17 protein-coding genes are annotated in these 17859 nt (G+C 63.4%); 5 read left to right on the forward strand and 12 right to left on the reverse strand.

What is annotated here, in order from left to right; all coding sequences use genetic code 11:
- The 9 genes from J8I35_RS33815 to J8I35_RS33855 all read right to left on the reverse strand — a co-directional run.
- A partial coding sequence (locus J8I35_RS33815; protein ID WP_245170547.1) for a DUF3683 domain-containing protein occupies positions 1 to 443 on the reverse strand: 443 nt, incomplete at its 3' end.
- A gap of 93 nt (positions 444 to 536) precedes the next feature.
- Positions 537 to 785, reverse strand: coding sequence for a hypothetical protein (locus J8I35_RS33820; protein WP_050018218.1), 249 nt, complete (start codon positions 783 to 785; stop codon positions 537 to 539).
- Positions 786 to 797: 12 nt separating this feature from the next.
- The gene (locus J8I35_RS33825; RefSeq protein ID WP_235356336.1) at positions 798 to 1574 is read right to left on the reverse strand and encodes a LuxR C-terminal-related transcriptional regulator; all 777 of its coding nucleotides are present in this window, start codon (positions 1572 to 1574) and stop codon (positions 798 to 800) included.
- Between the two features lie 1030 nt (positions 1575 to 2604).
- Positions 2605 to 3981, reverse strand: a complete 1377-nt coding sequence (locus J8I35_RS33830) for an MATE family efflux transporter (RefSeq protein ID WP_209929333.1) — start codon at positions 3979 to 3981, stop codon at positions 2605 to 2607.
- On the reverse strand, positions 3978 to 5015 hold the full coding sequence (locus J8I35_RS33835) for a cysteine synthase family protein (RefSeq protein WP_348522296.1): 1038 nt from the start codon (positions 5013 to 5015) through the stop codon (positions 3978 to 3980). The genes J8I35_RS33830 and J8I35_RS33835 overlap by 4 nt, the downstream gene beginning before the upstream one ends.
- A 3-nt stretch (positions 5016 to 5018) precedes the next feature.
- Positions 5019 to 6326, reverse strand: a complete 1308-nt coding sequence (locus tag J8I35_RS33840; RefSeq protein ID WP_235356334.1) for an alanine racemase — start codon at positions 6324 to 6326, stop codon at positions 5019 to 5021.
- A gap of 68 nt (positions 6327 to 6394) precedes the next feature.
- On the reverse strand, positions 6395 to 7351 hold the full coding sequence (locus tag J8I35_RS33845) for an ornithine cyclodeaminase family protein (protein ID WP_239469028.1): 957 nt from the start codon (positions 7349 to 7351) through the stop codon (positions 6395 to 6397).
- Between the two features lie 1156 nt (positions 7352 to 8507).
- A complete protein-coding gene (locus J8I35_RS33850; RefSeq protein ID WP_209929334.1) occupies positions 8508 to 9050 on the reverse strand; it encodes a hypothetical protein in 543 nt (180 codons plus the stop codon).
- Between the two features lie 373 nt (positions 9051 to 9423).
- Positions 9424 to 11409 carry a gamma-glutamyltransferase family protein gene (locus tag J8I35_RS33855; protein WP_209929335.1) on the reverse strand — a complete coding sequence of 662 codons (1986 nt, stop codon included), beginning with the start codon at positions 11407 to 11409 and terminating at the stop codon, positions 9424 to 9426.
- A 328-nt stretch (positions 11410 to 11737) separates the two neighbouring features.
- Between J8I35_RS33855 and J8I35_RS33860 the strand changes: the two genes are divergently transcribed.
- Positions 11738 to 11962: a hypothetical protein gene (locus J8I35_RS33860; RefSeq protein ID WP_209929336.1), complete on the forward strand. Its 225-nt coding sequence runs from the start codon at positions 11738 to 11740 to the stop codon at positions 11960 to 11962.
- 78 nt (positions 11963 to 12040) lie between these two features.
- A complete protein-coding gene (locus J8I35_RS33865; RefSeq protein WP_209929337.1) occupies positions 12041 to 12973 on the forward strand; it encodes a tyrosine-type recombinase/integrase in 933 nt (310 codons plus the stop codon).
- 38 nt (positions 12974 to 13011) lie between these two features.
- On the opposite strand, the gene J8I35_RS33870 is transcribed toward J8I35_RS33865, so the two are convergent.
- The 3 genes from J8I35_RS33870 to J8I35_RS33880 all read right to left on the reverse strand — a co-directional run bounded on the left by J8I35_RS33870 (position 13012) and on the right by J8I35_RS33880 (position 14885).
- A complete protein-coding gene (locus tag J8I35_RS33870; protein ID WP_124557706.1) occupies positions 13012 to 13491 on the reverse strand; it encodes an RES family NAD+ phosphorylase in 480 nt (159 codons plus the stop codon).
- Positions 13488 to 13943 (reverse strand): antitoxin Xre/MbcA/ParS toxin-binding domain-containing protein, encoded by a 456-nt coding sequence (locus tag J8I35_RS33875; RefSeq protein WP_050018210.1) that lies wholly within the window; start codon positions 13941 to 13943, stop codon positions 13488 to 13490. Before J8I35_RS33875 ends, J8I35_RS33870 begins: the two co-directional genes overlap by 4 nt.
- 300 nt (positions 13944 to 14243) lie before the next feature.
- Positions 14244 to 14885: an HD domain-containing protein gene (locus tag J8I35_RS33880; RefSeq protein WP_089490167.1), complete on the reverse strand. Its 642-nt coding sequence runs from the start codon at positions 14883 to 14885 to the stop codon at positions 14244 to 14246.
- Positions 14886 to 15058: 173 nt separating this feature from the next.
- Between J8I35_RS33880 and J8I35_RS33885 the strand changes: the two genes are divergently transcribed.
- The 3 genes from J8I35_RS33885 to J8I35_RS33895 all read left to right on the forward strand — a co-directional run bounded on the left by J8I35_RS33885 (position 15059) and on the right by J8I35_RS33895 (position 17620).
- Entirely contained in the window at positions 15059 to 16024 is a 966-nt protein-coding gene (locus tag J8I35_RS33885; protein ID WP_209929338.1) for a GlxA family transcriptional regulator, read from the forward strand.
- Between the two features lie 292 nt (positions 16025 to 16316).
- A complete protein-coding gene (locus J8I35_RS33890) occupies positions 16317 to 16628 on the forward strand; it encodes a DUF4148 domain-containing protein (protein ID WP_050018207.1) in 312 nt (103 codons plus the stop codon).
- A 278-nt stretch (positions 16629 to 16906) separates the two neighbouring features.
- On the forward strand, positions 16907 to 17620 hold the full coding sequence (locus J8I35_RS33895; protein WP_209929339.1) for a dienelactone hydrolase family protein: 714 nt from the start codon (positions 16907 to 16909) through the stop codon (positions 17618 to 17620).
- Positions 17621 to 17859 lie beyond the last annotated feature (239 nt).

Genomic DNA, 17859 nt, shown 5'->3' on the forward strand with positions numbered 1-17859 from the left:
TTGTCGAATTCGTCGGCGAATTCGTCGACCGCGCGCTGCGCGGCGGTTTCGAGCATCTCGACGCGCGACGCGCGTTCCCGGCCGGCGTCGTCGTACCATCCGCTCACACTCACCCGACGGCGCCTTGCAATTTCGGACAGCCGGTCATGCATCGTGGCGATCAGGAACCGGCGACGCCTTCGGTTATCGAGCAGGTCGTCCTGCAGGTACGGGTTGCGGCGCACGATCCAGAGGTCGCCGAGCACTTCGCAGAGCATCCGTGCCGAGCGGCCCGTGCGGCGCTCGGCGCGCAGTTCGTCGAGCACCGCCCACGCGTCCTCGCCGAGCAGGCGGATCACGATCTCGCGATCGGAAAACGACGTGTAGTTATACGGAATATTGCGCGACGGTTCATGCAATCCTGCTATTGCCCGAATACGCTCCAGCAATTGTACGGTTGGCAGTCGGGCATTCATTGGCGTCTATGAAATGAATGATGAAGCGATCGAGAACCACGCTCGGAAAAGCGGAATCGTATTCGGCAATCAGCAGGGAAACTAAACGGAAATGACGGTCCGGATCAAATCGAATGCGCCTTTCAGCATCATCGCCGTGGCGATACCGACCAACGGAGGCGCAAGCACGCCGGTCACGCACAGCAAGACACGGCCCGGGATCGGCAAGCCCGGTCGCTTCCATGCGATATAAAGTGCTGCCGGCGGCAGAAAGAGAATCGACAAAATATAGGCTTTGTACGTCAACCCGTGACGCGCGACAAATGCCTTGACCTTTTCCTTGAAAGACATTCCCGAACTCTCCTAGATCAATCCCAGACGGCTAACCTTCGCCACCGCTTGCGCTCTATTCGACACACGCAGCTTCTCATAGACGTTCGTCAGATGAAACTTGACCGTTCTTTCAGACATCGAAAGGATCCGGCCGATTTCCCACGCAGTCTTGCCTTCGACGACCCATTTGATTACATCGGATTCCTTTCTCGTGAACTGAATCCTGTTCGCGCTTTCGCAAGCATCCGGCTCGAGACCCGCTGCGCACGGTTGCGCGCCTTCCCGGTTCTGCCTCGCAATCTTCTGGGTCAACGCTGCGTGCAAATGCATGGCGATGAGACTGACGAGCAACGCCGAATGCAACGTCGTGTCTTCGCACTTCAGCTGCAAAACGGTCCGAATGGCCGTCGAATCACCGGGTGGAGCGCCGATGCACGCGACCACACCCCGCCCGCGCATGTATGACGCAACATCATTGACCTGCGCATCGCGTTGCGGCGCTTCCCCGTCGAGATCGCGCCAGCGAAACGTATGATCCTGACGATCGGACAACGCGAAGCAACTCAGATATCGATCGATATCGATCCCGGGACCAAACAAAGTCACGCCTCGCCGGGTTCCGGCGTCGCTCGCGGCCCCATAGCGATATATCAGCCCGTGAGAAGCCGTATCGCCGCTTCCGCCGTGCAAAATCAAACACTTGTCGAACGGAATCACGCGTCCGATTTTTTCCGCGAGTTGATCGATCCCCTCGGTCAAACCGTTGGGACGAAGAATCTCGCCAATGATGCGAGAAAAGGTCTCCAATTTTCTGGGCCCTTATTGAAAAGACAAGATTCGTATTCGTTGACATGCTCCGGCAGTCGAATATCTGCCAAGGCTTCAAGGCCTCACCGGACGGGCAATCCAACGCCGCTTGCTTTCTACGCGCCAGCACCGCGACAGTATCCGATGGCAACGTCTAGGCAGCCATCGTTCGCGAACCATGTTTTGATAACCAGTACTCACGAGGAATACAAACCAATCACGCAAGACCATTAACATCTGAATTATTTACTTTGCCAATGGCTGAAACAGTTCACTGTACGGGCCACCCGTCTAGATTCCGCACTCTAAACTTGAAGCTGCGCAAGTATATCGGAGGACAGAAGACAGAAGCATTACTTTCCGAAAAAAATATGTAATGAACCTTTCTTTTATATTACGCAGAAAACCGGCGATTTGATTGCATGAAAAAGATTTGATATCGCACAATATTTCAACAATTCGACGAAGTGCGGCATTCTGTCACAATTTCGACCCGAGAACGCCAGAAAACTTTACAAATCATCCGACGTCAATTTCACCCTCTCGTATAATACGATGCATTATTTACATCTCCCGCATCCACGGCAATCAATTACCGTTTCGATAATTCAAAAAAGGTGGCCGGTCAAAATCATGCTTTTCAAATGCCGTTATATTTGTCGCGCTCTTGCGGCCATCGATCGGCCGAATTAGAAAAATTGGCAGACTACGCAAACTTTCCACCGACGCATCTCGTCGGCATACGATTAGCGCAATCATGAGCAATGACCGTCACCGCTTGTGCGTCCCCAAAGCGGAATACGCCGTATGAGGCCGGTTACGACGACCATGCCGCGCACCGGGTACGGTTGCGGACAAAGATACGTCGACGTCCATCAACGACAACACCTGCTGGCAGTCGGGGATTCGGCCGGCATTCCGCCGCTGGCGAGACGAGCGGACGCGGCGCGTTCGATGCAATGCCGGCCGGTATTTCAGGAATTCCGGTGCCCGATGTGCACCGGTGTGCGCATTGGAAGCTTCGTCGCGTTCACGAACGTCCGTCTTGCGTCCGCTTCGTCATCGCGCGAAGGCGGCCCTCGAACTTGTGCAGCAGCATCGACGCCGTGGCCGCAAGCCCGATGGCGAGTCCGCTCCAGATGCCGTAGATGCCGTATCCCAGCATCACACCGGCCGCCCAGGCGATCGGCAGACCAATCAACCAGTATCCGACGATCGATATCCGAAACGAACTCGTTACGTCACCGAGGCCCCGCAAAATGCCGACGCCGATGTTCTGGCTGCAATCGAAGATCTGCAGCAGCGCCGCGATCGTCAGCAGCCCACCGGCGAGGCGCAGGACTTCGGCACTCGCGGCCACGCCGTTATCGAGAAATGGCGCGAGCACGCGGGTGGGCGCAACGAGATACGGCAGCGCAACGATCAACATGGTCACGACGCCCAGCGCGAGCCCCGTATAGCCGAGTCGACGCGCACCGCGATAGTCGTGCCGCGCACACGCATGGCTGATGCTGATCGACGAAGCGTGAGACAAACCGACCGAAATCATGAACATGATGTAGATCACCTGATTCACGATCGTCTGGGCAGCCAGCGCATCGGCGCCGAGCGTCCCGATCACGAGCGTGAGGACGGTGAAGAACGCAGCTTCCGATCCATAGGTTGCCGCAATCGGCAAACCCATCCGCCACGTCCGCGCCAACGTATCGGCATCGGCGCGCCAGACGGCAAGCGACAAGTGTTCGGACAGTTCCGGCCGGCGCCTGGCGATCGTCAGAAACGCGATAAAGGAAAGCAGGTACACGCTGCTGGTTGCGCACGCAATACCGATCAGGCCGAGCTTCGGAAAGCCGAACCGGCCGAACATCAACGCGTAGTCGAGCGCCGCATTGACGACGATCGATACGATCGTGATCGCCAATAGCGGCCCGGGCTTGCGCAGTCCGACGGTATATTGTCGAAGCACCTGAAACCACAGACACGGCAATATGCCGGGTGCGGCCGCCGCAAGATAGAACGAGGCTTGCCGCGCAACGTCCGGATCCTGCCCGAGCCAGACAAGCGGCATTTCGATACACAGCATCATCAATGCAAACGCCAGTGCCGCGAGCGTCGACAGTGCAAAGCCGGAGCGCACCAGCCGCATGATGTCGGCATGCGCGTGTTGACCGTTCGCGAACGCGACGAGGTTGCCGGTTCCCGTCACCAGTCCGGTTCCCATCGTCCGGAACTGATTGAAGATCGTCAGCGCGAGCCCCCCAGCGGCGATCTCGCGCGGGCCAAGCATCCCCATCATGACGATGTCGGTGGTCGTCAGCGCCACCTGGGCGAGCTGCGTAAGGATCAGAGGAGCGGCCAGCACGCCGATTTGCGCGGCATCGAGCCAGACTTGTCGATGAACTTTCATGCGGCGCGGGAAAATATCGATTCGAGTTCCTGAGCAATCGACTCGTCGAGCAGATTTCGCGCTCGCATCCAGTCGTCGTCGAACACCGTGTCGAGGTATTTTTCGCCGCCGTCACAGACCAGGGCCACGAGCGTAGCACCCGCCGGCAGCGAATCGAACATCTTCAACGCGTGCCAGATGACGCTGCCCGCCGAGCCGCCGACGAGCAGCGACTTCTTGCGTGCGATATAGCGTGCCGTATTGAAGGCGGCCGCGTCCGTCACTTTGTGGCCTTCGTCGAGCAACGCATAGTCGACCAACGCGCCGATCTCGGCGCCAGGCGGCGTCCCGGTGCCGGACTGATAATACGATCCGCCTTCGCCGCCGAAAACGATCGACCCGACGGGCTCGACACCAATGACGCGCGGCGCCGGGCCCGTCGCGAGCAGTTCTCGTGCAGTGCCGAACAGCGAGCCTCCGGTGCCGACCGACCCGACCAGAAAGTCGATTCGGTCGCCGAGGACGTCGCGCAGTTCATGTGCCAGCCCGCGGTAACCGTTACCGTTCGCGGGATTGTTGTGCTGCTCCGTCCAGATGCTGTCCGGATCGTCGGCTGCCATGCGCTTGGCAAGCGCGTCGCGGTCCGCCGTCGCGATCGTGTCGCCGTCGCTCACGCAGACGAGCTTTGCGCCGAATGCTTGCATCGCGCGCAGCTTGTCTTTCGACGCGTGACTGTCCACGATCGCGGTAAACCGATAGCCGCGCTCGGCCGACAACAGCGCCAGCCCCATGCCCGTATTGCCGGACGTCGATTCGATCACGTGTCCGGCCGGCCGCAGACTGCCGTCCTGTTCCGCTTCGTCGAGCATCTCCCTCGCCATCCGGATCTTGGCGCTGCCGGTCGGATTCGTCGATTCGAGTTTAAGCAGGATGCGCGCGCCGTTGGCGCCGCGAATCAATTCGAACAACGGCGTGCGGCCGACAAGATCCGATACCTTCGACACGATCGCAGGGACGGTGATCGTGGCTTGCTCACCCATAAAACGCACATTCATTGGTCAGGCTCCCGGAAGCTGGAAGAGGCGATCGACGCGCCAGCGTGGCCGCGCGCCGTCAAGTGTCAAGACAAGCTTGGGGGGAAGCGGCAGCTCGTGAAATGAAGATTCGTTCGAATCCATCTGATAGCCGGCCGTGTTCGGGTAGATCAGCAGATCGCCGGGTTCCGGGCGCTGCCCGAATGCGATCTTGCGCCAGGTCAGCATGTCCGAATCGAGGCAGCTCGCCCCGCCGACACAGGCGCGATAAGGCATGCCCGTGCGCGGCGATCGCGAAGGCTCGCGCACGACGCTCAGCAGTTCCGGATCGGGCAGGAATTCGCTGGCAAACCATTGCTCCGACACGCTGAAGCTCGTGCCGTTGACGGTCGCGATGCCATAGTCGCCGCAGTCCTTCACGCCTTGCACGGCAAACGCCGTGAACCCTGCCTGATCCAGCAGCGCCCGCCCCGGCTCCAGCATGATCGTCAGGCCGTGCTCGCGAAGCAGTTCGGCGAGCGATGCGGATTCCCCACCAGGCGTACCAGCCAGGATCGCGTCGAGCATCTGCGCGCCGCTGCAGGCCGAGTGATATGGATAGAATCCGTCGAATACCTTGTTGGCGTGGTAATCGTCCGCCCGGTGCGCACGCTGGAATGCGTGCCAGTCGCGCTCGCTCGCGTACGACATCGCGAAGCCGCCACCGATGTTGATCGTGTGCGGCGCAAGACCGAGTTCGCGCGCAGCCAAGCACGCACGCATCGCGATCGCGGCCTGATTGCAGCGCTCCGTCGCGCTGTAACCGGACAGATGGAACGAGAACCCTTCAAGGACGAGCGACGCCCGCGTCGCGGCACAGGTCGATAGCGCAACGCGAAGTGCGTCGGCACTCAAACCGAATCGGCTATCGTTGCGTGCCGCCGGCGCCATCCGCAACAGAATGCGTGCAACCCGCTTCGCCTGTTCCGAGATCGCGATCAGCCGATTCAGTTCTTCGTCGCTGTCGATGGCGATCAACGCATCGTGCAAAACCGCGAGCCGCAGCAGCGCACGCGACTTCGACGGGCCGGATACACCGATATCGGCTCCGCACACCCCCGCAGCCAACGCTTCCGAGAACTCGCCCGTGCTTGCGACGTCGACGCCGATCCCGGATGCTGCCGCCGCATGCGCAAAGCATCGCGCCTTGTTCGCCTTCTTCGCGTAGTAAATGCGCCCGGACACCTGGCGATCGTCCAGTACGCGCCGAAATTCGGCGACATTGTGCGCGAAACGTTCGGGAAACAGGAAATGAACGGGCGCGTCGAAGCCATGGACAAGATCGTGGATCATCGCCTGATGCTCGTCCACGAAATCCCGCAGTAGCGGATCCCACAACGCCGGCAGTCGCGGAATATCCGTCACCATAGCTCGACTTCCCGGCCAAGCCCTTTCGTCAGCGCGGCGTCGGCCAGCACGCGCCCCAGCGCGATGTCGGTCACGATCATGCCGCTGTTGAACGCGTAAACGATATCGGCATCGTTGCGCCGCGCAGGCTTGCGGCCAAGCAGTATGTCCGGAAACTCCGCATCGACGGCAGGCAGTTTTCCGGCTTCGTCCGCGAGATCGGCACCGGTCACCTGCATTTGGGCCTCGCTCGTCGCGATGCGGTAATCGGCGCCATGCAGCGCGTCGGCGTGAATGCCGTATCCGACCAGAAGCGCGAGCGCACCCGGCTTCAACGCCGCGTGCCGCACGCTCTCCGATACGCCGGCGCCGGCCACCCCGAGCACGATGTCCGCTTCGTTCGCGGAGGCGGCGAGATCCTTCGATACTTCGATGTCACGGCCCGGATGAAAGCGCTTCAACGTCTTGCGGACAGCATCGATTCCCGACTCATAGTGGCCGTGTACGATCACGCGCTCGATGTCCGGCAATGCGGTCAGCAGGAACGGCGCCGCCATCCGCCCCTGCGTCCCCGTGCCGACGACGAGCGCCGTTCGAGCCCGCGGCGCGGCCGCACGCGCGATCAGGGCGGACACCGCCGGCGTGCGCAGCGATCCGACAAGGCTGCCGTCCATCAATGCGACAGGCATGCCGGTTTCGTCGTCGAACAGCAACAACGTCGTGTAGTACTTCTGCAGTTCGCGGTTGTGTTCCGGATCGAACTTATACGACGTCTTGAAACCGACCGTTCTGCGTCCACCGTCTCGACCCAGCATCGAGTACGCGACGGAATGCTTGTCCGCGGGCTGGCTCATCAGCTTGCGCGGATTGTCGGATTCGCCGGTACCGAGGCCAAGGTATGCCCGTTCGACGGCATCGAGCACCATCGACGGGTCGTAGTCGAGCTCGTCGATCGTGCGCTTGCCAAGCACAAGGAGTCTCGAGGGTTGCGTTGCGAGCCGCGGTCGAACGTCCGCGTCGGGTTCAGCGCCATCAGCCATCGTGGATATCATCGTATTCACTTGTGTCTCACCGGATTTCACGTATCGAACGGGCCTGCCGCGCACGTCGTGCAGGTTGACTTGAAGATTGACGTGCCGCGACCGGCACCGACGCGCCAGATCGCACATGCTTGTTCGGCTGCGTTGCCACTGCGAATCGCGCGCTCGACATGAGGGCGGATGCGCCGGGAGGCTGGCGGCACGTTCAATTACTGCGGGTGCTTCATGCCTGCAGCGTATTGATCATGGAATCTTTCCTTCCGAAATGCAGATCACGGAGCAAAATATTGGATCGGCAATCATTTCGTTTTTCATTACATACAATTCCATCATTATGCAATCCGAATCAAATTGATTAAAAAAGCACATTAATATCATCGAGAACCACAATATGGCTCGCGATTGACGCCGATCAGATAATCAGCATTTCGATAACGAAAATGCCGTGTGCCGCCTGATATTCACCAGGCGCGGGCTGACGAGTTCAGCAATTTCGACGGGATTCCCTCACGTCGGCATAGCTGCCTGGCAGGCGCATTCATGTCGCGACAACGCGCGCACATGATGAGGCGCAGCGAACCGTGTCACGACCATCTGGGCGTTCCGTCACCGTCGATGGTTGCGACCGGTAGAGAAAATACAAATCGCTCGTATTTATAAACTAGCTTCCACTTTCCTTGCAAATACTTTATTTCATTATTGCGAATGCATTTACGGCGGCCGTCATTGAATCATGAAAGTGAAATTGAGGCCGCTAGCCGCTCGATGGCGGTATAGAAAAGCAAAATCGGTTTGTTGAGGGAGAAAAAATGCCCTGCATCGGGGGCTGCCGAAACGTTCGGGGGAGATATGTCGTTACGGTGCCGGGCTTTCCGCGGTAGGCGGTTTAGGGAACCGCCTGCGGGCCGCATTGCGTGCCAGTTCAGTCGACCAGCCGCTTATTATTCTTCGCAATCCAAATCAATATCGATGCATCGTTTCCCCGCGTTTCGACATGAGGCTCCGTGCGCGACGTATCGCGTTCCTCAATAGAAAAACCCGGCCCGCAACGAAGCGGGCCGGGCCGTGACGGGATGCGTGCTGCTTGTTACAGCGCGCCGCCTTGCGCCGACGCCGAGCCCTTCACGCCGACCGACCCGCCGCCCTGCACCGAATTCGTCGCGCCTTCGAGCGCTTCGCCGGCCTTCGCCTTCGCGCCGCCCGCGACGTCGCCTGCGGTCGACACCGCGCCTTGGGCATGGCTCTTCGCCGAGGCGGCGACGTGCTTCACGTGCGACTTCGTCGTGTGCACGGCCGATGCCGCCGCATCCTTCGTCGCGCCGGCCGCCGAACCGACCGCCTGCGTCGCGCCGCCCACCGCCGTCCCGGCTGCCGAGCCCACGCCGCCGACCGTCTGGCCGACGCCGTTCAGCGCGCCGCCGACGACATTGCCCGCGCCCGAACCCGAGCCTGCCGCATTCGCACCGGCGCCAGCCTGCACACCGACGCCGCCGCCGAGCAGCGGCGTCTGGACCTGCGCGCCGACGCCTGCGGAACCCTGGGCGCCGGTCTGGGCCGTCTGTGCAAATGCAGCCGACGTCGCCATCGCCGTCAGAGCGGCACCCAGCAGAATCGTACGAATCTTGTTCATGGTCATTCTCCCCAAAGACGTTGTTGCTGCGGGCCGCGTTCGTGCGGCTGGTCGCATGCCTTGCCGCGACATGCGGCAGGTGGAGCTAATGTAGCGGCGCCGGCGAGCAAAACGACTGAATTGCGGGGACTGTTACTTCCGTTGCAAATGCTGACGATTGACTCACACTGTTTGACAATCGGAGGTTTGTGGCGGAGTGGCCGCTGTATTTGACGGCGGACGGCCGCGGCCCGGGCCGGCAGACGTGCTTCATGCACACGCCTTCATCTGCATTCCGAATTATTGGGGATTGCGCGGCCGTCGATGCGACCTCGTCATGATGCACGGCCCCGGCCGCCAGCAAGCGAACCGGGGCCGTGCGCACGCTGCGCGGTTACGGCCGGAACGTATCGCCCAGCACGACGCCTTCGCGACGCGGATCGGTGCCGCCCTGCAACGCCGGCGACTGGCCGACCGTCACGCGCATCACCGTATTGACGCCGCTCGCCTGCGCGGACGTCGACACCTTGTGCCCCAGCGCGAGCAGCCCCGTGATCAGTGGATCGTTCGCGCCGTTGTTCGCCGCGTTGACGTTCGGATGCTCGCCGCCGATCGTGGTCGTCGGGCTGTTGCTCGCGCCGAAGTCGACGAGCCCCGCCGACTGCTGCGCGTCGAGCCCCCAGTCGAGCGCGCCGACCAGCGTCTTGACCACGTATTGCGGAATCGTGCCGCCGCCCGGCGAACCGGTCGCCATCACGAAGTCGCCGCGCGAGCCGTCGGCGGCCCGCCCGAACACGATCGTCGGCGCCATCGAGCTGCGCGGCCGCTTGCCCGGCTGCAGGCGGTTCGCCACCGGATTGCCGGACGCGTCGAGCGGGTTCGCGGAAAAGTCGGTCAACTGGTTGTTCAGCAGGAAACCGTTGGTCATGTGGAACGAGCCCATGCTCGACTCGACCGTCGTCGTCGCGCTGAGCACGTTGCCGTCGCCGTCCACGATCGTGAACTGGTTCGTGCCGTGCTCGATCAGCGTCGTGTCGACGCCGAGCGGCACCGCACCGAGATTGCCGGGCTGCGCGGTGCCCATGCTTTTGGTCGTGTCGATCAGCGCCGCGCGCGATTTCAGGTACGGCTTGTTCAGCAGCGTGTCCCACGTGCCGCCCGGCAGCGGCACGAAGTCGGTGTCGGCCACGTACTTGTCGCGGTCGGCATACGCGAGCCGTTCGGCTTCGGTGATGAGGTGGACGCCCGCGACGGTCGGCTTGCCGCCTTCGAGATCGATCGCCGTCGGCTTCAACGATTTCAAGTCGTAATTCTCGAGAATGCCGAGCGCGGATGCGACCGCGATGCCGCCCGACGACGGCGGCGGCATCCCGCAGACCCAGTAGCTGCGATAAGTCGTGCACACCGGGTCGCGGCGCTTCGCCTGATACGCGGCCAAATCGGCGACGGTCGTCTTGCCCGGCGTGAGCGTCGAGCCGTCCGCGCCCTTCGTCACCGCGATCTTCGCGACGATGTCCTGCGCGATCTGCCCCGTGTACAGCGCATTCGCGCCCGACTGCGCCATCAGCGACAGCGTGCGCGCGTAGGCCGGATTCTTCAGTACGGTGCCGAGCGGCTTCGGCGAACCGTCGGCGTTCAGGAAATACGCGGCGGCTTCGGGGTCGCGCTTCAGGTTCGCGGCGTTCGCCGCGATCGCGTCGGCCAGCCGGCCGCCGATCGGGAAACCGTTGGTCGCGAGCGTGATCGCGTCGCCAAACAGGCTCTGCCACGGCAAGCGGCCATGATCCTGTTGCAGCGCCTCGATGAGCCGCGGCACGCCGATCGTGCCGATCGAGCGGCCGCTCGCACGCGCGTTCGGCAGCGGCAACGAATGGTCGGTGGCGTCATCGACATAGCGCAGATAGTTCTCCGTCGCGGCGGCCGGCGCGGTTTCGCGGCCGTCGTACGCCTGCAGCGTCTTGCCGCGCGCATCGTAGTAGAGCAGCACGCCGCCCGACCCGAGGCCCGTGGCCTCCGGCACCGTCAGGCCGAGCACGGCTTGCACGGCGACCGCCGCGTCGGCGGCCGTGCCGCCCTTCTTCAGCACCGCGCACCCGGCCGCGCTCGCGTACGCGTTCGACGTGGCCACCAGGTACGTTTTCGCATAGACGGGCTTCATCCCGGTGCGATAGCCCGACGACGCTTCCGGCAGCGACGGGTCGCCCGGCTGGTTCGAACCCACCACGACCGTCGCGCCGCTGTTGTCGACCGCGAGACAACTCGTATCGGTGGAAGGTGCGGTCGTGCGGCCCGCCTCGTTCTCGACGTCGCCGCCGCATGCGGTCAACAACGCAGCCGCGAGCAACGCGGACGCATACGGAAAAATCGCTGTTCTGTTCATTGTCTGCCGATGTGCTGGTCGTTGCGATGGACATCCCGTCGCCAGCGACCCCCTCGGTGCGCAGGCGATGCGTTCGATAGTCCCATGAACAGAATTTTTTTCGCAATCGGGAAATGACGTCATGCAACCGGACGTTGTGTGCGCAACGTCACCGAACCGGCATGCGGTTTCATCTGCTGCATTGCAGCGCATGGGCGTATCGTAACGTCGGTACCTTTTCCCCCGGCGACGCGTGCCGGCCCCGTGCTCCATCGCGCCGATCGCCTCGGAAAGGAATGCGAGACACATCGTCATCGCGACCGTCGCGCTCGTGTCCGCCCGCTGGTAGATGCAACTGAACGAGCGCGCGACGCATGACGGCAGCGGCGCGCCGCTGGATGACGCCTGCGGTTCGATCGACAATCGCCGCCCCTCCTGCGCGGGCACTCGATCCAGCCGGCGCGTGCGTCTTCTCGACGCCGCATTTCGCCCGCCCATTCATTTCGGAATCCGTGATGATTATTTGTCTCTTCCTGGACAGCCATGCATAGACGACACCCGGGCCGCGGCCTGACGCGCCGGCTTCGTCGCGCGCCGGCGACCGGCCATCGGGACGATTGCCGGCGTCGCCGCGTCCGGCTATAAAGCGGGGATGGACACGAATCGCTGGATTCACGACCCCGTCGGCGCGTTTCGCGCCTGGCAGGAAACCGCCGCGACGGGCGCCGGCCGACGGCCGTTCGCGCCGCGTTCGATCGTCCAGCATGTCGCGATGTTCGAGCGATTCCTGCGTCACCTGAGCGCACGGCACGTGTCGCTCGTGACGTTCGGGCCCGACCACGTCGCGTCCTTCCTCGCGGAACTCGACCGCACCTGCGCGCCCGGCACGTCGACACGCGTGCGCTATGCGAAGCTGATCGACCGGCTCGGCCGGCATCTGGTCGATGCCGGTGTGCGGACGATTCATCCGGCCGGCCGATCGACGCACCATCTCGCATGGCCGGACGGCGAGCCCGAGCCGTGCTACCTGCCGCCCGACGCCGACGCGGCGCTGCAGCGCCATGTGCAGCCTCGGGCGGACGACACGCCCGCCGACTGCCGGAATCGCGCGATCGTCGCGCTGCTGCTCGCGAGCGGCATCACGTCGGCCGAGATTCGCGCGGCGACAGGCGACGCACTCGATCTCGACGCGCGGCCAGCGGCGTTGTCGGTGCCGCGCGATCGCGCGCGGCCGGCGCGCCGGATCGCGCTCGCCGCATTCGCGCTGGCGCCGCTCGCCGCCTGGCGTGCGCGCTTGGACGTGCCGCCGTCGGCGCGGCTGTTTCCCGCGCCGCGCGGGGGCGCAATGAACGACATGTTCCTGCTGCTCGTCGTGCGCGATGCGCTGAACGCGATCGGCTTTCACGCAGCGGACATGAGCCCGCGCGTGCTGCGCAATACATATGCGCGCCGCCAGTTGCTCGCCGGCCATGCGCATGCCGATGTCACGGCGATGCTCGGTCTCGCTAGCCCGCGAACGGTCACGCGCATTCGGCAAACGCTGCCGCCCGATGCGGCCGCGGATCGCGCTGCCCACGAGCGGTGATCGCGCGCCGCCGGCGCGAACCGCGTTCCCCCGCTGCGCTATTCGCCCGGCTTCGGCTGGACCAGCCGCAGAATCCGCGTGTCGTACGGCGACTGCATCACTTCCGCGATGCGGATGTCGGAGGCGGCCGGATGCAGCGGGTTCAACAGGAAGTTATGGGCGTGCGGCACGACGACGCTTGGCACGCGCAGCAGCGCGCTCGGCTGCGTGTCCAGCCACTCGGTGCCCGCGCTGCGGGTCCAGTCGACGTTCGTGCGCCAGTCGTCCGGCGCATCGCCTTCCGCGATTTCGGCGACGTCCACCGAATCGGGCACCTCGATACGCAGCAACTGATATCCGCTCGGCAATTGCGCGACGGTGGCGATTTCGAAATGAACCAGCGTCTCGAGCAACGCAAGCGCCGGATGTTCGGCGAGATACACGACGGGCTGCCCGGCGAAATGCCAGCGCCCGCCGGCCCGCAACCCGCCGATGCCTTTCAGATCGGCGTAATTGCTGATCCGCCACAGCGTCGTCAAGCGAAGTACCCCTCGTCGATCTGCGTGAGGGCCTCTTCGACGAGCCGCGCGCCATGCTCGGTGCTCGCCATATCGAGCGACGTGCGGCCGCCGAAGCGCTGGAGCCCGTTGCGCAGCCACGCCATCGCCTTGTCCTGGTCGCCGAACGTGGCCGCCGCCTGCGCGACGATGCGCGCGAGACGGATCGCCTTGTCCGACTCTTCCGGCGACAGGCGCTCGTGCGCCTGCCGACGATGACTCAGCGTGCGGCGCGGAATGATGAACGCCAGCTCGTCCGATTTCAGCCCGCGCTCCGACAACCGGTCGATCACCGACACGTCGACGCGCGCGCTCGCCAGCTCGGCCAGATCGGCGCCCGACCGGACGCGGATCGCCAGCAGCTGCTCGAGAATCGTGAATTCGGCCTGACGCGGATGCGCGACGCCCGAAGGATGAAAAGCGATGGTGCTCATGACCTCTCTCCGGCAATTTGCCCAATCATTATAGGCGTTTTGCCGAATGCTTGCGGGTGGTGGAGCGGCAGGCTTTACCTCGTTGGACTGGCAGACCGGTATTGGGGGTACGCGAATCGGAGATTCGCCTCGGGGACGTGGCACGGAAATTCAGTATATAAAATTCCTGTTCGCGATGATCTGAAGTTGTCACGTAACAATTTCGAACGGTAATACGCGAGTTGCGGGAATCCCCGCTTTCCCTGTGTACACGCCCGGCGGACGATCACCGTCGGCTGATGCGCAACCGACCGTCCAAGGTCAACCGGCCCATGCGGACGACCGGATCACGCTGCAGAAATTGCCCGCATGGAAATGCGGCTCCTTGTCCGCGAGCACGTCGGCCTTCACGTTGCCGAACGTCGTGCCGGGCTTGTGCTTGATGCCGTCATAGAACGCCTGAATGATGTCTTCCTTGAAATGCGGCGTGCGCGGATGCGCGCGCACGACCGCTTCCCGCTCGATGTCACTGTATTCCGGGTAAGCGAGGCCCAGTACGTCCATCTCGACGCCCGCCGTGACCAGCGCGACGACCGGATGCATGTGCTGCGGAATACCGGGCGTGGTATGCAGTGCGATCGAGGTCCACACGACATCGATGTCCTGCTGCGAGATTCCCTTTGCCTTCAGAAAATCGCGGGCGGCATTGGCGCCGTCCACTTCGAAGCGCTCGCATGCGCTGCTGTACCGGTGCGTCAGTCCCATGTCGTGGAACATGCAGCCGCAATAGAGCAGCTCCGGGTCGTACTCGAGCCCGCGGCGCCGGCCCGCCAGCGCCGCGAAATAGAACACGCGGCTCGAGTGATGGAACAGCAGTTCGGATTCGGTATCGCGCACGAGTTCGGTGATCTCGCGCGTCAGTCGAGTATCGGGAAGGGTGATGCCGGCAACGTTCACAGTCATGATCGACCTCCATGGAAGACACGCTCGATTCTCCGCAGCCCGACAGGTGTCCGAAATAGGCTTGTTACGACGAATCCTGCCATTTCGCGCGACGAACGGACACGGTGCCTGCATGGTGAAAGAAGCGCCCCTATACTGCTGCGCATCACGTTCGATACGACACGCAACCGATCATGCCGAAGGTCGTGGGCATTTTTGCCGTTCCGGGCGTTCAACTGCTCGACGTCTCCGCGCCGCTCGACGTGTTCGCGCAAGCGAACGTCGAATGCGGGAAGCCGTTCTATGTGTCGCGGATCATCGCGAGCGGGGCCGGTGCGATCCGCAGCTCGTCCGGCGCACGGTTGCTGCCCGACTGGATCGCCCCCGACATCCCCGAGCGCATCGACACGCTGCTGGTCGCCGGCGCGCCGAACGCCGGCCAGATCGCGCTGCGCACCGACGTCCTCGCATGGTTGCGCGCGGCGGCCGTGCACAGCAGACGCTACGGGTCGATCTGCACCGGGGCATTCATCCTCGCCGCCACCGGCCTGCTGAAAGGACGTCACCTGACCACGCACTGGGCCGCCGCCGATGCACTCGGCGAAGCCTATCCGTCGCTCGTCGTCGACGCCGACGCGCTGTACGTGCGCGACGGCAAGCTGCGCACCGGCGCCGGCGTCACGGCCGGGCTCGATCTCGCGCTCGCGCTGGTCGAAGAAGATCTCGGCCGCGAGATCGCACGGCGCGTCGCCGCGCAACTGGTGATGTTTTTCAAGCGCCCGGGCGGGCAGCTCCAGTTCAGCCGCAAGGGCGAAGCCCGCCCCGCCGGACGTTCGGTGCTGCAGGAAGTCCAGCGCTGGGTCGCGGCCCATCCGGGTCTCGAACATTCGGTGGCCGAGATGGCCAAACATGCAGGCATGAGCCCGCGCCATTTCGCGCGGCTGTTCCGCGCGGAAGTCGGCATGACGCCGGCCGCATGGGTCGAGGCGACCCGCATCTCTGCCGCCCGCCAGTTGCTCGAGAACGGCCATGACACGCCGAAGCAGGTCGCCGCGAAATGCGGCTTCGCAAACGTCGATACGCTCAGGCGAGCGTTCACCCGGCATGTCGGCGTCACGCCGGCCGAATATCGGAAACGGCAGGCGATCCTGGCTGCGTGAGGCGGAACGAGCGGCGCCGAATGAATGACGCCGACGGCCTCGCGAAAATACTTCGGAATGCGATTCAATGGTTTGACCCGCTTCTTCCGCGCCGATCGACCCGCCGCTCCTTACCCACGCTCCAGCTCCCCGGCAATCTTCAGATGAAATTGCGTACCGCGCGAATCGTTTACCCAGTTGCAATAATGATTCGCTCCAACGCGTATTTCCGACCGGGAACGCGCTCGTTACGATGCAATCAACCGCTGAACGCAACGAGCGAAGCGCGAAATCAACAGAACCGGAGGTCACCATGAAGTCGTTCATCACCGCTGTCGTCGCCGCAACCGCGTTGTCCGCGTCGTACGGCGCATTCGCGCAATCGAACCCGTCGGGTCAGCTCACGCGTGCCCAGGTGCGTGCGGAACTCGTCCAGCTCGAACAGGCCGGCTACAAGCCCGAAGTCTCCGATCAGTATTACCCGCGTGCGCTGCAGGCCGCGCAGGCCCGCGTGACGAACGCCGACGTAGCCGGCTACGGTGCGCAAGCGGCCGCCGGTGCGCGTGCAGGCCGCACGATCGCAGTCAAGCAGGAAGGCCGCAACTCGATCTACTTCGGTCAGTAAGCCGGATACCCGCCGGCGTATTGCCGGCGTATTCCGGATACGCCCCGCCGTACACGCGACACCCCGCTCCCGTTCATCGGGGCGGGGTGTTCGTTTTCCGGTCGTCCGCTCCCTTCGCGGCTCGCGTGCCGTGCGGCGCCGTTCACGCAAGCGTCCGGTGTTTGCGCATAGAATGGCCGCGTGGTCGGCGTCGGCCAGCACGAACGCGGGCGGTATCACGACGCCCGCTGGCCGGCCCGATGTCGCACTCGGCGCATTTTTCGAAAAGGAGCGGTTTCATGTCTCAAACATCCGGTTCCACGATCACGTTTCGCCGCCCGGACGGCCAGGAACTGCAAGGCTATCTCGCCACGCCGGCACGCACCGAAGGCGCGCCCGCGGTCGTCGTCATCCAGGAATGGTGGGGGCTGAACGACCAGATCCGCGGCGTCGCGGATCGCCTCGCGCGCTGCGGTTACTTCGCGCTCGTGCCCGACCTGTATCGCGGCAAGTCGACGGTCGAGGAGGAGGAAGCGCACCACCTGATGACCGGCCTCGATTTCGGCGACGCCGCGTCGCAGGACATTCCCGGCGCGGTCGCATACCTGAAGACGCTGTCGCCGCGGGTCGCGGTGACGGGCTACTGCATGGGTGGCGCCCTCACGCTGCTGTCGCTGCAGTACGCCGACGCAGATGCCGGCGTCATGTGGTACGGCCTCCCGCCGCTCGATTACATCGATCCGGCCAAGCTCAAGGTACCGCTGTTGGGTCATTGGGCGACGCAGGATGCGTTCTTCACGATCGACCAGGTCGACGCACTGGAAAAGAAGCTGACCGATGCGAACGTCGGCTTCGAATTCCATCGCTATCTCGCGCACCATGCGTTCGCGAACGAAACGGCCGTCGGCCCCGGCCGCATCGCCGGCACGCAGTTCGATCCGGTGTGGTCGGAAACGGCGTGGGACCGCACGCTCACGTTCTTCGGCCGAACGCTCTGGACGAAGCACGCGTAACGTAATGCCGCTTCCCGCGCGGCGACGGTACAAAGGAAAACGCCACGGATTTGCGTCCGTGGCGTTTTCGTTTTCACACTCCTTCGGTTCGGTGGACAGGCGCGGCTTTCCGCTCCTGCCATGTGCCATGCTTACCCGGTCGTTGCCGTCTGATCGTCGACTGGCGCATCCGGCGCGCGCGGCGCTTCGCCTGCACGCTGGATCCACCCGCCGCCCAGTGCGCGGTACAGATCGACCAG

The organism is Burkholderia sp. CpTa8-5, assembly GCF_017815045.1.
Taxonomy (GTDB): Bacteria; Pseudomonadota; Gammaproteobacteria; order Burkholderiales; family Burkholderiaceae; genus Burkholderia; species Burkholderia sola.

Excerpts from the sequence above, each read along its gene's own strand:
- J8I35_RS33820 (WP_050018218.1), bottom strand. The coding sequence starts at position 785 with ATGTCTTTCAAGGAAAAGGTCAAGGCATTTGTCGCGCGTCACGGGTTG.
- J8I35_RS33830 (WP_209929333.1), bottom strand. The coding sequence starts at position 3,981 with ATGAAAGTTCATCGACAAGTCTGGCTCGATGCCGCGCAAATCGGCGTG.
- J8I35_RS33835 (WP_348522296.1), bottom strand. The coding sequence starts at position 5,015 with ATGAATGTGCGTTTTATGGGTGAGCAAGCCACGATCACCGTCCCTGCG.
- J8I35_RS33840 (WP_235356334.1), bottom strand. The coding sequence starts at position 6,326 with ATGATCCACGATCTTGTCCATGGCTTCGACGCGCCCGTTCATTTCCTG.
- J8I35_RS33850 (WP_209929334.1), bottom strand. The coding sequence starts at position 9,050 with ATGAACAAGATTCGTACGATTCTGCTGGGTGCCGCTCTGACGGCGATG.
- J8I35_RS33855 (WP_209929335.1), bottom strand. The coding sequence starts at position 11,409 with ATGAACAGAACAGCGATTTTTCCGTATGCGTCCGCGTTGCTCGCGGCT.
- J8I35_RS33860 (WP_209929336.1), top strand. The coding sequence starts at position 11,738 with ATGCAACTGAACGAGCGCGCGACGCATGACGGCAGCGGCGCGCCGCTG.
- J8I35_RS33865 (WP_209929337.1), top strand. The coding sequence starts at position 12,041 with ATGGACACGAATCGCTGGATTCACGACCCCGTCGGCGCGTTTCGCGCC.
- J8I35_RS33875 (WP_050018210.1), bottom strand. The coding sequence starts at position 13,943 with ATGAGCACCATCGCTTTTCATCCTTCGGGCGTCGCGCATCCGCGTCAG.
- J8I35_RS33880 (WP_089490167.1), bottom strand. The coding sequence starts at position 14,885 with ATGACTGTGAACGTTGCCGGCATCACCCTTCCCGATACTCGACTGACG.
- J8I35_RS33885 (WP_209929338.1), top strand. The coding sequence starts at position 15,059 with ATGCCGAAGGTCGTGGGCATTTTTGCCGTTCCGGGCGTTCAACTGCTC.
- J8I35_RS33890 (WP_050018207.1), top strand. The coding sequence starts at position 16,317 with ATGAAGTCGTTCATCACCGCTGTCGTCGCCGCAACCGCGTTGTCCGCG.
- J8I35_RS33895 (WP_209929339.1), top strand. The coding sequence starts at position 16,907 with ATGTCTCAAACATCCGGTTCCACGATCACGTTTCGCCGCCCGGACGGC.